16 protein-coding genes are annotated in these 13,974 nt (G+C 74.5%); 9 read left to right on the forward strand and 7 right to left on the reverse strand.

All coding sequences use genetic code 11. The features are described 5' to 3' along the window. The first annotated feature begins 141 nt into the window (after positions 1–141). Complete coding sequence (locus O2V63_RS03160; RefSeq protein WP_269166111.1) at positions 142–1,737, forward strand: ATP-binding protein; 1,596 nt, start codon at positions 142–144, stop codon at positions 1,735–1,737. 20 nt (positions 1,738–1,757) lie between these two features. Beyond that, positions 1,758–2,453: a response regulator gene (locus O2V63_RS03165; protein ID WP_269166112.1), complete on the forward strand. Its 696-nt coding sequence runs from the start codon at positions 1,758–1,760 to the stop codon at positions 2,451–2,453. A gap of 51 nt (positions 2,454–2,504) precedes the next feature. On the opposite strand, the gene O2V63_RS03170 is transcribed toward O2V63_RS03165, so the two are convergent. Next, on the reverse strand, positions 2,505–4,103 hold the full coding sequence (locus O2V63_RS03170) for an MDR family MFS transporter (RefSeq protein WP_269166113.1): 1,599 nt from the start codon (positions 4,101–4,103) through the stop codon (positions 2,505–2,507). A 41-nt stretch (positions 4,104–4,144) separates the two neighbouring features. Next, the gene (locus tag O2V63_RS03175) at positions 4,145–4,747 is read right to left on the reverse strand and encodes an acyl-CoA-like ligand-binding transcription factor (protein WP_269166114.1); all 603 of its coding nucleotides are present in this window, start codon (positions 4,745–4,747) and stop codon (positions 4,145–4,147) included. A gap of 116 nt (positions 4,748–4,863) precedes the next feature. On the opposite strand from O2V63_RS03175, the gene O2V63_RS03180 reads away from it, so the two are divergent. Then, the gene (locus O2V63_RS03180) at positions 4,864–5,472 is read left to right on the forward strand and encodes a DUF6518 family protein (RefSeq protein WP_269166115.1); all 609 of its coding nucleotides are present in this window, start codon (positions 4,864–4,866) and stop codon (positions 5,470–5,472) included. 4 nt (positions 5,473–5,476) lie between these two features. Beyond that, the gene (locus O2V63_RS03185; protein WP_269166116.1) at positions 5,477–5,974 is read left to right on the forward strand and encodes an AAA family ATPase; all 498 of its coding nucleotides are present in this window, start codon (positions 5,477–5,479) and stop codon (positions 5,972–5,974) included. Positions 5,975–5,977: 3 nt separating this feature from the next. Here O2V63_RS03185 and O2V63_RS03190 read toward each other — a convergent pair whose 3' ends face one another. Further along, entirely contained in the window at positions 5,978–6,523 is a 546-nt protein-coding gene (locus O2V63_RS03190; RefSeq protein WP_269166117.1) for a DUF1003 domain-containing protein, read from the reverse strand. Continuing rightward, complete coding sequence (locus O2V63_RS03195) at positions 6,516–7,754, reverse strand: magnesium transporter MgtE N-terminal domain-containing protein (protein WP_269166118.1); 1,239 nt, start codon at positions 7,752–7,754, stop codon at positions 6,516–6,518. The genes O2V63_RS03190 and O2V63_RS03195 overlap by 8 nt, the downstream gene beginning before the upstream one ends. A gap of 92 nt (positions 7,755–7,846) precedes the next feature. Between O2V63_RS03195 and O2V63_RS03200 the strand changes: the two genes are divergently transcribed. The 3 genes from O2V63_RS03200 to O2V63_RS03210 are packed head-to-tail and all read left to right on the forward strand — an operon-like array spanning position 7,847 to position 10,705. Further along, a complete protein-coding gene (locus O2V63_RS03200; protein WP_269166119.1) occupies positions 7,847–8,728 on the forward strand; it encodes a PhzF family phenazine biosynthesis protein in 882 nt (293 codons plus the stop codon). Continuing rightward, complete coding sequence (locus tag O2V63_RS03205) at positions 8,725–9,693, forward strand: DMT family transporter (protein ID WP_269166120.1); 969 nt, start codon at positions 8,725–8,727, stop codon at positions 9,691–9,693. The genes O2V63_RS03200 and O2V63_RS03205 overlap by 4 nt, the downstream gene beginning before the upstream one ends. Positions 9,694–9,751: 58 nt before the next feature. Then, on the forward strand, positions 9,752–10,705 hold the full coding sequence (locus O2V63_RS03210) for an HpcH/HpaI aldolase/citrate lyase family protein (RefSeq protein ID WP_269166121.1): 954 nt from the start codon (positions 9,752–9,754) through the stop codon (positions 10,703–10,705). Between the two features lie 15 nt (positions 10,706–10,720). On the opposite strand, the gene O2V63_RS03215 is transcribed toward O2V63_RS03210, so the two are convergent. Both O2V63_RS03215 and O2V63_RS03220 read right to left on the reverse strand, forming a co-directional pair. Then, the gene (locus tag O2V63_RS03215; RefSeq protein ID WP_269166122.1) at positions 10,721–11,122 is read right to left on the reverse strand and encodes a DUF4190 domain-containing protein; all 402 of its coding nucleotides are present in this window, start codon (positions 11,120–11,122) and stop codon (positions 10,721–10,723) included. A gap of 16 nt (positions 11,123–11,138) precedes the next feature. Continuing rightward, positions 11,139–11,834 carry a hypothetical protein gene (locus O2V63_RS03220; RefSeq protein ID WP_269166123.1) on the reverse strand — a complete coding sequence of 232 codons (696 nt, stop codon included), beginning with the start codon at positions 11,832–11,834 and terminating at the stop codon, positions 11,139–11,141. A gap of 212 nt (positions 11,835–12,046) precedes the next feature. On the opposite strand from O2V63_RS03220, the gene O2V63_RS03225 reads away from it, so the two are divergent. Next, positions 12,047–12,985, forward strand: a complete 939-nt coding sequence (locus O2V63_RS03225; protein ID WP_269164864.1) for a quinone oxidoreductase family protein — start codon at positions 12,047–12,049, stop codon at positions 12,983–12,985. Between the two features lie 19 nt (positions 12,986–13,004). Then, the gene (locus O2V63_RS03230; RefSeq protein ID WP_269166124.1) at positions 13,005–13,313 is read left to right on the forward strand and encodes a hypothetical protein; all 309 of its coding nucleotides are present in this window, start codon (positions 13,005–13,007) and stop codon (positions 13,311–13,313) included. Here O2V63_RS03230 and O2V63_RS03235 read toward each other — a convergent pair whose 3' ends face one another. After that, on the reverse strand, positions 13,314–13,973 hold the full coding sequence (locus O2V63_RS03235; protein ID WP_269166125.1) for a DNA alkylation repair protein: 660 nt from the start codon (positions 13,971–13,973) through the stop codon (positions 13,314–13,316). Position 13,974 lies beyond the last annotated feature (1 nt).

Genomic DNA, 13,974 nt, shown 5'->3' on the forward strand with positions numbered 1-13,974 from the left:
TCGTCCGCCGGGCCGGGATCGGCTCGGTACAGGTCGGACGCTAGGAAGGCCGCAGGCCGGTGGGAACGTGACGGTCGTACTGGTTGTTTCGGTCTTTGTGGTCGGCGCCACATCCAGGGGTGGCGAGCGCACACTGGGCCGGTGCGCCGCCGGACCATGCCCCTCGGTCTCCAACTGCTGTTGTTGCAGGTGGGCATCGTGCTGGCCACCGTTCTGCTGGCAGGCGCGGTCGCCGTGCAGCACCAGCAGGAGCAGATCCGCGACGCCTACCGCCAGCAGGTGCTCACCGTCGCCAAGAGCACGGCCCGGCTGCCCAGCGTCATCGACGCGTACGGCAGCCCCGATCCCAGCGCGACCCTGCAGCCACTGGCCGAGCTGCTCCGGGAGGCCTCCGGGGTGACCTTCGTCGTCCTCACCGACGCCGACGGGATCCGCTACTCCCATCCCGAACCCGACCGGATCGGCGAACCGGTGTCCACCGATCCGAGCCCCACGCTGGCCGGCGAGGTCTTCGTCGGCACCGAGCAGGGGACGCTGGGCGAGTCGCTGCGCGCCAAGGTGCCGGTCCGCGACGGCTCCGGACAGGTGATCGGCGCGGCCTCGGTGGGCATCCTGGAGGCCCAGCTCGCCGCCGAGTTCCGGCAGGAGGCGCCGGTACTGGTCGCCTGGCTGGGAGGCGCCGCGCTCTTGGGGTCGCTCGCGTCGTGGTTCGTCGTCCGGCTCGTCCGCCGCCGCATCTTCGGGCTGGAGCCGGAGGAGATCGCGCGACTGCTGGAGACCCGGGAGGCGATGGTGCACGGCATCCGCGAGGGCCTGGTCGCCGTCGACGACCGGGGCCGGGTGGTCCTGGTCAACGACGAGGCCTCGCGACTGCTCGGCCTGGGTGACGACGTGGTGGGCCGCCCCGCCGCCGAGGTGCTGGACGCGGCGATGCTGCCGCTGGTCGGCGGTGAGCGTGCGGTGACCGACGAGCTGGTGCTCGCCGGGGAGCGGCTGCTGGTCGCCAACCGGACCCCCGCGGTCGTCGGCGGCCGCCGGGTCGCCGAGGTGCTCACCCTCCGCGACCGCACCGAGCTGTCCAGCGCCCTGCGTGAACTGGACGGCCAGCGCAACCTGACCAACACCCTCCGCGCCCAGGCCCACGAGTTCAGCAACAAGCTGCACGTGATCCAGGGGCTGATCGAGCTCGGCCGGGAGTCCGACGCGGTGGCCTTCATCGACCGGGCCGGGGGTGGCCAGTTGCTGGACGGCCGGTCGCTGGCCGCGGTGGCCGACCCGGCGGTGACCGCGCTGGTGCTCGCCAAGGCGGCGGTGGCCCACGAGCGGGGCATCGCGCTGACCCTCGCGCCCGGGAGCTCCCTGGCTGCCGGGAGCGGGGACGACGTGGTGACCGTGCTCGGCAACCTGCTGGACAACGCGATGGACGCCACCGGGAACGGCGGGACGGTCATGGTCTTCCTCGGTTCGCAGCCGGACGGCGGGCTCGTCGTGCGGGTGGACGACGACGGACCGGGCGTGGCCGAGGCGGACCGGACCCGGGTCTTCGACGTCGGCGTCACGACCAAGCGGCCGGCCGACGCCGATCACGGCCGCGGCATCGGTCTGGCGCTGGTGGCGAGGATCGCGGCCCGTCGCGGCGGCTCGGCCACGGTCACCGCCGCACCCCTGGGCGGAGCCCGGGTCGAGGTGCACCTGGGCGCCCCCTCCCCGGCGATGGCCGAGGCGGCGGCGCCGTGACCGGCGGGGGTGCGGTGCGGGTGTTGGTCGTGGACGACGACTTCGCCGTGGCGGCGGTGCACCGCGGCTACGTCGAGTCCGTGCCCGGCCTGGAGGTGGTGGGCGAGGTGCACCGGGGCGTCGAGGCGCTGCAGGCCGTCCAGGTGCTCGCCCCCGACCTGGTGCTCCTGGACATCCACCTGCCGGACCTCTCCGGCGTCGAGGTGCTGCGGCGGCTCCGGTCGCTGGCCGGCCCCCAGCCCGACGTCATCGTCATCACCGCCGCGCGGGAGGTGGAGACCGTCCGGGCGGCGATGACCACCGGCGTCGTCGACTACCTGGTCAAGCCCTTCTCCCTGGCCGCCTTCCGGGAACGGCTGGAGGCCTACCGGGCGCACCGGGTGGAGGTCCTGCGCCGTACCGCCGAGCCAGGCCGGGGATTGCAGCAGAGCGACGTCGACCGGCTCTTCTCGACTCGGCGGCGGGTCAGCGAACCGCTCGCGGCGACCCCGCTCCCCAAGGGGCTCTCGCCCCGGACGCTGGAGTTCGTCGCCCGGACGCTCGCCAGCAGCCCCGCCGACGACCTGTCCGCCGGTGAGGTGGGGCAGCGCTGCGGCCTGGCGCGGGTCAGCGCCCGGCGGTACCTGGAACACCTGGAGCGGTCCGGGCTGGCCGCCGTCCGGCCCCGGTACGGGGCTGCGGGGCGCCCGGAGAACGGGTACCGCTGGACCGGCTGACGGACGCCGTCGTCCCCGAGGGGGGACGACGGCGGTCCGGGTACCGGCGGGTCAGTGCGCCGCCAGCGGCAGCTGGGCCTGCTCCTCGGCCAGTCGCTCCGCGCCGCTGGTGGTCTTCAGCGGCTTCTCCTTGATGAACAGCACCACCAGCAGCGCCAGCGCGGCCAGCGGGGTGGCGATCAGGAACAGCTCGGCGGTGGCGTTGCCGTAGGCGTCCTGCACCACGCGGGCGACCTCTGGCGGCAGGGCCGAGACGTCGGGGACGGTGGTCTCGCCGCCGCTCTCCCCGCCGCCCAGCACGGCCAGGTCACCGGCGACCCGGCTGGCGAGCACCGCGCCGAGCACGCTGACCCCGATCGTGCCGCCCAGGCTGCGGAAGAACGACAGCACCGAGGTGGCCGAGCCGAGCTCCCGGGCGGGCACGTCGTTCTGCGCGGCCAGGACCAGGTTCTGCATCAAGAGGCCGACGCCGACGCCGAGCACGACCATGAACGCGCCGAGCAGCCAGATCGAGGTCTGCGCGTCGATGGTGGCCAGCAGACCGAAGCCGAGGGTCATCAGGACGCCGCCGGCGACCAGGAACCGCTTCCAGGTGCCGGTCTTGGTGATCAGCGCACCGGCGACGGTCGAGGAGACCAGCAGGCCCCCGATCATCGGCAGCGAGAGCAGCCCGGCCTCGGTGGGGGAGTAGCCCAGCGAGATCTGGAAGTACTGGGACAGGAACACCGTGCCGCCGAACATCGCGATGCCGACCAGGGCGCTGGCCAGCGTGGTGAGGGCGACGGTGCGGTTGCGGAAGATGCCGAGTGGGATGACCGGCTCGGCCACCCGTGACTCGACGACCAGCGCCAGCGCGAGCAGCACGGCGGCGCCGCCGACCATCAGGGCGGTCGTGCCGGAGAGCCAGTCGAAGTCGTTGCCGGCGAGGGTCACCCAGATCAGCAGGGTGCTCACCCCGGCGGTGATCAGCAGGGCGCCCAGCCAGTCGATCTGCACGTCGCGGCGGCGGACCTGGTCCAGCTTCAGCGTCTTCTGCAGCAGCACGATCGCCAGCAGCGCGAACGGCACCCCCATGAAGAAGCACCAGCGCCAGCCCAGCCACGCGGTGTCCACGATGACGCCGCCGATCAGCGGCCCGGCGACGGTGGCGACGGCGAACACGGCGCCGAAGATGCCGGCGTACCGGCCCAGCTCGCGCGGCGGGATCATCGCCGCCATCACGATCTGCACCAGCGCGGTGAGGCCACCGGCGCCGAGGCCCTGGACCACCCGGGCGACGATCAGCGTGGTGGTGTCCTGGGAGAAGCCGGCCAGCAGCGAACCGGCGACGAAGAGGGTCAGCGAGAGCTGCACCAGCAGCTTCTGGCTGACCAGGTCGGCGAGCTTGCCCCACAGCGGCACCGAGGCCGTCATGGCGAGCAGTTCGGCGGTGACGACCCAGGTGTAGATCGACTGGCTGCCGCCCAGGTCGGCGATGATCACCGGCAGGGCGTTGGAGACGACGGTCGCCGCCAGGATGGACACGAAGATGCCCACCATCAGGCCGGACAGCGCCTGGAGCACCTCCCGTCGGCTCATCCTGGCCTCGGTGCTGGCCGCGCCGGCAGCGTCGGCTGATCCGGCGGGGCCGGTCTCCGTGGTCGTGGACATGGTGCTCCTGTCAGTGCTGTGCATCGGTGGGGACGGGGAGGTCAGTGACCGGGCTCGGGGAGGCCGGCGGCCAGCGCGTCGAGCGACTCGTCGAGCAGGGCGGTGAGCGGGACGGCGCCGCGCTGGACGTGCCAGCGGGAGAAGGTCACCCGGACGGCGGCGGACAGCACGGCGGCGAGCAGGCCGGGGTACAGGTCGGTGCCGGCGTCCTGGCTGGTGCGCTCGGCGATCGCCACGGCGACCTCCCGCTCGTCGGCTGCGCCGATCTCCACCAGCCGGGGGAGCAGTGCAGGGATGCCGGCGACCACGGTGATCCAGTCGCGCAGCGCCGCGGGGTCGCTCTCCAGGACGGTGAGGTCCTCGTGCAGGGCGGCGCGGGCGGCGGCGAGCACCCCCGTGCCGGCCGGCTGGGCGCGCAGCCGGGCGGAGAGCCGTGGCCGGTCGGCGCCGGCAGGGAAGAGCAGCGCCTCCTCCTTGGCGGAGAAGTGGTTGAAGAACGTCCGGTAGGAGACGTCGGCCGCTGCTGCGATGGCCTCGACGGTGACGTTCTCCCAGCCGAGCTCGATCGCCAGCCGGAGGGTCGCCGCGGCCAGCGCGGCCCGGGTGTCGGCCTTCTTGCGCTCGCGCAGCCCTCGCTCGGTCATGCGCTCAGGATGCGCCGCTCGTTGCACAGTGTGCAAGCTTGCTCGATGTGCAGCTGATCACGGCGGTGCGGCGCGGCGGACGCGGGTGGGCGGACGGCGGCGGCACGATCGGTGCCGTGACGGCGACCATCGAGGCACCGGCCCGTCGGCGGGCACCCCTGGCGCTGGCCGTGCTCGCCGGGGTGCTGACCGGCGTCGCGGCGAAGGCGGGTGACGAGTCGGGCTGGCAGTGGGCCGCTGACCTGGGCAGCTACCCGGCCGCCTGGGTGCTGGTGGTCGCGCTGATCGGCTGGTCGGCGCCCTCGCCGGTGGCGGCCGCCCTCCGCTCCGGGGTGTTCTTCGCGGCGATGACGGTGGCCTACTACGCGTGGGCCGCGCTGGTCCTGGACTTCGGCTGGTCGGTCCGGCTGCTGGTCGTCTGGCTGGTGCTGTCGGCCACCGCGGTGCCGGCCACCGCTGTGGCGGCGCACGTGGCGACCCGGGGATCGGGGTGGCTGCCGGGAGCCCTGCTGGCGATGGCCGCCGGCATCACCCTGGGCGGTGGTGCGCTGACCGACGCCGGCGACCACCCGGTGCAGGCGGTGGTCGACGTCGTCGTCGCCCTGGTGCTCGTCGTCGTCCTGGCCCGGGACCTGCGCACCCGGCTGTGGGCCACGGCGCTGACGCTGCCGCTCACCGGGGTGGCCGCGGTGCTCCTCGGTCTGCTGCGCGACCTGCTGGGCTGAGCGGGTGCTCATCGTGGTGGGCGGGCTGCCCGGGGTCGGCAAGACGACGGTCGCCCGGGGGGTGGCCGGCGCGCTCGGCGCGGCCCACCTGCGGGTGGACGCCTTCGAGGTCGCCCTGCTCCGGCAGGGCCTGGTGCCCGCCGCGGCTGAGGTCGGCGCGCACGGCTACGACCTGGCGCTGGCCGCCGCCGACACCTGCCTGACCGCCGGCACCGACGTGCTGGTCGACGCGGTCTTCGACGTCGCCGCCGCCCGCCGGCCGTTCCGGGACCTGGCCGCCCGGCACGAGGTCCCGGTGCACTGGGTGCGGCTGATCTGCACCGACCGGGCCGAGCACCGCCACCGGGTCGAGGGGCGTCCCGCCGACCTCCCCGGCCACGTCGTCCCGACCTGGGAGCAGGTGCGGGCACGGCGGGTCGACCAGTGGCACGAGCGGCACACCGTGGTCGACACCGCCACCGGCGACCCGGCCGCCGCCGTGTTCGCCGCGCTGCGCGGCTGACGGTCAGCCGGTGGGCTCGCCCGCGGCCTCCCGGCGCTTCTTGTTCTTCTTCTTGCGCTCGCCGGCCTCGTCGTCGGCGCCATCGGGCACCAGCCGGTTCAGCTCGCCGCGGATGAAGTCGCGGGTGGCCAGCTCGCCGACCGACACCCGCAGCGACGCCAGCTCCCGGGCCAGGTACTCGGTGTCGGCGCGGGTCTGCGCCGCGCGGTTGCGGTCCTCCTCGGCCTGGATCCGGTCGCGGTCGGCCTGTCGGTTCTGGGCGAGCAGGATCAGCGGTGCGGCGTAGGCGGCCTGGGTGGAGAAGGCCAGGTTCAGCAGGATGAACGGGTAGGGGTCCCAGCGCAGGTCGACCGCGACGACGTTCAGCACGATCCAGACGATCACGAGGATCGTCTGGACCGCGAGGAACCGGCCGGTGCCCAGGAACCGGGCGATCCCCTCGGCGAACCGGCCGACCGCGTCGGGGTCCAGCCGCAGGAAGCTGCCGATGCCCCGGGCGGTGCGGGGCTGGTCCAGCCGCAGGTCGGCGCGCCGCTCGGCCTCAGCCACGTCGGGACCTCTCGCGCCAGTCCTCGGGCAGCAGGTGGTCCAGGACGTCGTCGACGCTGACCGCGCCCACCAGCCGGCCCTGCGGGTCGACCACCGGCGCGGCCACCAGGTTGTAGGTGGCGAAGTAGCGGGTGACCTCGGTCAGCGGCGTCTCCGGGCGGAGCGGCTCCAGGTCGTCGAGCACCCCGCTGACCAGGCCGGACGGCGGTTCGCGCAGCAGCCGCTGGATGTGTGCCAGCCCCAGGTACCGCCCGGTCGGCGTGGCCGAGGGCGGCCGGCAGACGTACACCTGGCTGGCCAGCGCCGGGGAGAGCTCGGGGGTGCGCACTCGGGCCAGCGCCTCGGCGATCGTCGCGTCGGGAGCGAGGATCACCGGCTCGCTGGTCATCATCCCGCCGGCGGTGTCCTCGGAGTACTTCAGCAGCTGGCGGACCGGCTCGGCCTCGTCCGGCTCCATCAGCTCGAGCAGCCGGTCCCGGTCCAGCGTGGAGAGCTCGGCCAGCAGGTCGGCGGCGTCGTCGGGGTCCATCTCCTCCAGGACGTCAGCGGCCCGCCGCTCCTCGAGGGTGCCCAGGATGGTGATCTGCTCGGCCTCGGGGAGCTCACCGAGCACGTCGGCCAGCCGGGGGTCGTCCATCGCCTCGGCGACCTCGTGCCGCCGCTTGATCGGCAGCTCCTGCAGCGCGTGCGCCGCGTCGGCGGCGTTGAGCTCGCGGTAGGTGGCGATCAGCGTCTCGGCGCTCTGCCCGGTCTCGGGCAGGGCGAGCCCGCTGACCTCGTCCCAGGCCAGCTGGTGCAGCTGGCCGCGGCGGCCCAGCCGGCCCGGCTCCTGGACGGCGAGGCGGGCGACCACCCAGTCACCCGTGCGGGTCTGCTCGATGGCGGCGTCGACCACGGCGGCCGGCCGGTCGGACTCCTGGATGACCACCCGCCGGTCCAGCAGCTCACCGAGCACCAGGGTCTCCCCGGCCCGCTGCTCGAAGCGCTTGAGGTTCACCGTGCCCGAGGCGAGCCGGACCGAGGCGGAGTCCAGGCCGGTGACCCGGCCCATCGGGCAGAAGATCCGGCGCCGCGGCACCACCTCGACGATGAGGCCCAGCACGCGGGGCGCGGCGCTGCCGACCCGCAGCGCGATGAGCACGTCGCGGACCTTGCCGACCCGGTCGCCGTTGGGGTCGAAGACGGTCAGCCCGGCCACCCGGGACACGTAGGCCCTCGTCACCGTCGTCACTGGCCCTCCTCGGTGCTGCGTCGGTCCCGTGACCAGCGGCTGCGGCGACCTCGGCAACCCGGGCACCGCAGCGGAAGGCTACCGTCGCCGTCGTGGCGGCCCCGGGACCCGATCGACTCAGCTACGAGGTCGTGGACGTGTTCGCGCCCCGGCCCTACGCAGGCAACCCGCTGGCGGTGGTGTTCGACGCCGACGAGCTGAGCACCGAGCAGTGCCAGGCGCTGGCCTTCGAGTTCCACCTCTCGGAGACCTCGTTCCTCTGCGCACCCACCGCCCCGGACGCCGACTACCGGGTGCGGATCTTCACGCCGTTCGCCGAGCTGCCCTTCGCCGGGCACCCGAGCGTCGGGGCTGCGCACACGCTGGTGCGCGCCGGGCGGCTGCCGGCCGGGCGGGTGCGCCAGGAGTGCGGCGTCGGCGTCCTGGACCTGACGGTGGACGACGCCGGGGCGACCCTCGGCGGCGGCCGGCCGACCCTGGACCCGGGGCCGGACCCCGCCGTCCTGGCCGCTGCGCTGGGGCTGTCCGCCGGCGACCTGGCCGACTCCCCGGTGCACGTGGCCGGGTGCGGCCTGCCCTTCGCGTACCTCGCGGTGCGGCCGGGTGCGGTCGACCGGGCGCGCCCGGACCAGGGCGCGCTGGACCGGCTCGGCGTGGGGGAGGGCGTCTCGGTGCTCAGCTGGGACGCCGGCACGGCCACCGCGTACGCCCGGGTGTTCGCCGGTGACCTGCGCTGGGGCGAGGACCCGGCCACCGGTTCGGCGGCGCTGGGCACGGGGGTCTGGCTGGCCGCGGCCGGCCTGGTGCCGGCGGACGGGACGGCGGGGTACACGGTGCGCCAGGGCGAGCAGCTCGGCCGCCCCTCGGTGCTGTCCTGCACGGTCACCACCGCCGGCGGTGCCGCCACCGCGGCCACCGTGGCGGGCACCGTGCTGCCGGTCGCCAGCGGCACCATCCGGGTCCCGGCGCGGTGACCGATCCCGCCTCCCCGCCCCGGTCACCGGCGCGCGGGGTGGGCGCCGCCGCCCCGTCGGTGTCGCCCTGGGCGGTGCACCGGCCGGGTGGCCGGGACGTCGCGCTGATGGCGGTGGCCGTCGTCGGGGTGTCCTTCTCCGGGCCGCTCACCGCGCTCGTGACCACGTCGTTCCTGGCCATCGCCTTCTGGCGCAACGCCGCCGGTGCGGTGCTGCTGCTGCCGGTCCTGCTGCTGCGCGAACGCGCCACGCTGACCGGGCTGCGGGCCCGGCAGCTGGTCAGCTCCGTCGTCGCCGGGCTGTTCCTGGCCGCCCACTTCGCCGCCTGGCTGCCCAGCCTGTCGATGACGACGGTCGCCGCCTCCACCGCGCTGGTGACGACGACGCCGATCTGGACGGCGCTGGCCGCCCGGGTCTCCGGCGTCCGCCTGCCCCGGCAGGTGTGGTGGGGGCTGGCCCTGGCGGTGCTCGGCGCCGCGCTGATCGCCGGCGTCGACGTCACCGTGTCCTGGACGGCGCTGGCCGGTGACGGGCTCGCGCTGCTGGGGGCGATCTGCGCCGCCGGCTACATGCTCGCCGGAGCCCGGGCGCGGGAGCGGCTGACCACCTCGGCGTACGCCGTCGTCTGCTACTCGACCTGCGCGGCCGTCCTCGCCCTCGCCGCCCTGGTCGTCGGGGTGCCGCTGGCCGGGTTCAGCGCGCGCGACTGGTGGCTGATCGCGGCGATCACCGTCTGCGCGCAGCTGCTCGGGCACACGCTGCTCAACCTGGTGCTCTCCTCGGTGGGCCCGACGGTGGTCGGGCTGGCGGTGCTGCTGGAGGTGCCGGGTGCGCTGCTGGTCGCGCTGGTGCTGCTGCAGCAGGCCCCGCCGCTGCTGGCGGTGCCGGGGATGGTCGCCGTCGTGATCGGGGTGGCGCTGGTGATCCGGGCCGGGCGCCCGACACCGGAGGCCGACCCGGTGTAGCGCCGGGACGTCGCTACTCTCCGGTAACAACGTCGACCCGACCAGCAGCGGAGGCACCGTGGCCCAGCTCCGATCCCGTCGTTCCAACCTCGCCGTCCCGGGCAGCAACCCCCGGTTCCTGGAGAAGGCCAAGAGCCTCCCCGCCGACCAGGTCTTCCTGGACCTCGAGGACGCCTGCGCCCCGCTGGCCAAGCCGGGCGCGCGGAAGAACATCGTCGCGGCGCTGAACGAGGGCGGCTGGGGCGAGAAGATCCGCACCGTCCGGGTCAACGACTGGACGACGGAGTGGACCTACCGCGACGTGGTCGAGGTCGTGGAGGGCGCCGGCGCCGAGCTCGACTGCATCATGCTGCCCAAGGTCGCCGACGCGGCCCAGGTGAAGGCACTGGACCTGCTGCTCACGCAGATCGAGAAGAGCAACGGGCTCGAGGTCGGCCGGATCGGCATCGAGGCGCAGATCGAGACGGCGCAGGGCCTGATCAACGTCAACGACATCGCCTTCGCCAGCGACCGGATCGAGACGATCATCTTCGGCCCGGCCGACTTCATGGCCAGCATCAACATGAAGTCGCTCGTCGTGGGCGCCCTGCACCCCGACTACCCGGGCGACCCCTTCCACCACATCCTGATGACGATCCTGATGGCCGCCCGCGCACGCGGCGTGCAGGCCATCGACGGCCCCTTCCTGCAGGTGCGCGACGTGCCGGCGTTCGAGGAGGTGGCCAAGCGCTCGGCGGTGCTCGGCTTCGACGGCAAGTGGGTGTTGCACCCGGGGCAGATCGACGCGGCGAACGAGATCTACGCGCCGTCCCAGGAGGACTTCGACCACGCCGAGCTCATCCTGGACGCCTACGAGTGGGCGACGTCGGAGGCCGGCGGCAAGAAGGGCTCGGCGATGCTCGGCGACGAGATGATCGACGAGGCCAGCCGGAAGATGGCGCTGGTGATCGCCGGCAAGGGCCGCGCGGCCGGGATGTCCCGCACCTCGACCTTCACCCCGCCGGAGAGCTGACCGGCGGGTCGCCGCTCAGGGGGCGAACGCGCCGTCGCTGATCGAGGCGAGCACCCAGATGTAGGCCACCAGCCCGATGACCATGAAGGTCGTGACGATGCCGCCGACGATCACGGCGACCACCGCCAGGCCGCCGCCCCTCTCGCCGGTCCGCCGGACCTGCCGGCCGGCCACCAGGCCGAGCACCAGGCCGACCGGGGCGAACACGAAGGCGGTGAACAGGGCGACGATCGCGAGCTGGTTGGTCGGCCGTTGCCAGCCGGGGCCGTAGGCAGACCGGCCGTACCTGGGAGGTCCGTACGCGGGAGTCCCGTACCCGGGAGGCCCGTACCCCGGAGGCCCGTACCCCGGAGGTCCGTACCCCGGCGGCGCGCCGTACGGCGGTGGGTCCCCGCGGTAGAAGTCGTCCTGGCTCACGGCGTCAGTGTGCCGGTCAGGCGCCGATCGCCGCGGCAGGCAACGCGGCGATGCGGGTGGCGATGGACCGGCCGGCGGCGGCGGTCACCTCCGGGTCCTCACCGACCAGCACCGAGAGCACCTGCCCCCGCGCCTGGGCGAGGGTGACCTGGGTCGTGCCGTCGGCGAGGCGGTACTGGAAGACTACGCTGTTGGCGGCCAGGCCCTCGGCGCTCGGGCCCGGCTCGAACGTGTACTCCTCTGCTGGGCAGCCGCCGAACGCCTGGACCAGCTCCTGCACGGCGGTCGTCGCCGCGGCCGGGGTCGCGTAGGCGATCGCCTCCGACGACAGCTGCGCGGTGCCGGCGGGGTCCAGGCCCACCACCGGCTGCTTCGCCGTCCGCTGCGACTCGGAGGTGAACGGGTAGCCGCAGATGCCGTCGAGGCTCGGGTTCCCCGCCAGGTCGGCTTCCGTGGGGACCGGGTTGGCCTGCACCGACCAGCCCTCCGGCAGGTCGGCGGCCCGCAGCGCGGTGGCCACGATCGCCTCGGCCGGGTCCTGCGCGGCGGCCGGGTCGGCCGTCGCCGCCGCTGCGGCAGCTGCGTCGGCCGGGGCGGGTTCGGCGGCGCCCGGGGCGGCCGCACCGTCGTCGGCGTCCTCGGCCGCCCCGCACCCGGCCAGCGTCAGGAGGGCCACGGCGGCGGGGACGAGGAGGAGGCGACGGTGCTTCACCGCCGCGACGGTAACCGCCCCAGCTGTGCGGCCGGGACGCCGGAGGACCGGGCCGGGCGTGTTCCATTCCTCCCGCATCCACGGCGGCCACGGTTGCTCCGAGGAGTACGCCACCAAGCGCTGACCCGTCCCCCCGATCCCACCAGAATGGCCATTTTGGTGGGGCCCGGGGCTGGTGGAACAGCGGGGCGGGCGGGTGCCTTGCACCGGGCATGAGAGCTGCAGGAGTGACGGAGTTCGGTGGTCCCGAGGCCCTGCGCCTGGTCGACGTCCCCCGGGAGCCGCTGGGCCCGGGTCAGGTGCGCGTGCGGGTGACGGCGGCGGCGGTCAACCCGACCGACACCTACGCCCGCAACGGCACCTACGCCCAGCGCGACCCGGTCAAGGAGCCCCCCTACGTGCCGGGGATGGACGTCGCCGGCACGCTGTCCGAGATCGGCGACGGCGCGGACACCGACATCCACGCCGGCGAGCACGTGATGGGCATCGTCGTCCCGTCCGGTGCGCACGGCGGCTACCGCGAGGACGTCGTGCTGCCCGCCGGCTCGATCGCCCGCGTCCCCGAGGGCGTCGGCGACGCCGCGGCGGCCACGCTGCCGATGAACGGGCTCACCGCCCGGCTCGCGCTGGACCGGATGGCGCTGCAGCCGGGCCAGGTGCTCGCGGTGACCGGCGCGGCCGGGGCGTTCGGCGGTTACGTCGTCCAGCTGGCCAAGACCGAGGGGCTGACCGTGGTGGCCGACGCCAAGGCCGAGGACGAGCAGCTGGTGCGCGACCTGGGTGCCGACGTCGTCGTCCGGCGGGGGGACGACGTCGCCGACCGGATCCGCGAGCAGTTCCCCGACGGCGTCGACGGGCTGGCCGACGGCTCGGTGCAGGATGCCGCCGTGCTGCCCGCGGTCAAGGACGGCGGGGCCGTCGCGACCGTGCGCGGCTACCGCGGCGACGGGCAGCGCGACCTGCGGGTGTTCCCGGTGATGGTGCGCGACTACGCGGAGGAGCACGCCAAGCTGGACCGGCTGCGCGAGCAGGTGGAGAAGGGCGAGATCACCCTCCGGGTGGCGCAGACCTTCCCGGCGGCGAAGGCCGCGGAGGCGCACCGGCGGCTCGAGGCCGGCGGCGTGCGGGGACGCCTGGTCCTCACCTTCTGACCGCGATAGGAAGGCCCGCATGAGACGCAGGCGCTCGTGGGGCTCGCTCTGGTCGAAGGGCTCGGTGCTGTCGATCGGCTCCACCGGGTCGGTGCTGTCCATCGGCAGCGTCGGCTCGGTGCTGTCGATCGGCAGCATCGGCTCGTCCTGCTCGCTGTTCAGCATCGGGTCGAGCACGTCGATCGGGTCGGCGGCGTCCTGGCTGTCGATCGGGTCGGTGCTGTCGGCGGAGTCCCGGCGGTCGGTGCTGTCCTGGCGGTCGGTGAGGTCCTGGCGGTCGTCGGGGGAGTGCGCCGGGGAGTGTGACTGCTGCGGGTCGGCCGGCTGATCAGCCCAGGTGCTTGGCCGCCTCCCGCCGGGAGAGCGGGCTGAGCTCGTGCTCGGCCAGGAACCGGCGCACCCAGTCGGGGTCGGTCTTGGTGTGCTCGCGCAGCGCCCAGCCGATCGCCTTGCGGACGAAGAACTCCGGGTCGGCGGCGTTGACCTCGATCACCTCGGCCAGCAGCGCGGTGTCGGTGCGCTCCTTGGCGCCGAGCTGGGCGATCACCGCGCTGCGCCGCAGCCACCGGTCCGGGTCCCGCGCCCAGCTCTGCAGCACCGGTCGCAGTTGCGCGGGGTGGGCGAGCAGCAGGTCGCGGACCCGAGGCTGGACCCCGTCGACCAGGTCCCACCACGCGCCGGTGGTGATCATCTCCTCGTACAGCGGCAGCAGCTCCAGGGCATCGCGGGCGACGGGCAGCCCGGTCAGCGCGATGGCGGCGTGGCGCTCCTCCCGCACGGTCGCCTCCCGCCACAGCGCACCGGCGGCCCGTTCGACGTCCGGTGGGTGCGCGGCCGCGGCGGCCCGGACGATCCGGCGGACGTCGGGCAGCCGCACCCCGAGGCAGGGCTCCTCCGTCTTCAGGTAGGCCTGCATGCCGCGGCCCCGCTCGGGGTCGGCTGCCGCCCGCAGCGCGGCGCGCACCTCCGGGACCAGGTCAGCGGCCATG

This window comes from Modestobacter sp. VKM Ac-2977 (assembly GCF_026968045.1).
Classification (GTDB): Bacteria; Actinomycetota; Actinomycetes; order Mycobacteriales; family Geodermatophilaceae; genus Modestobacter.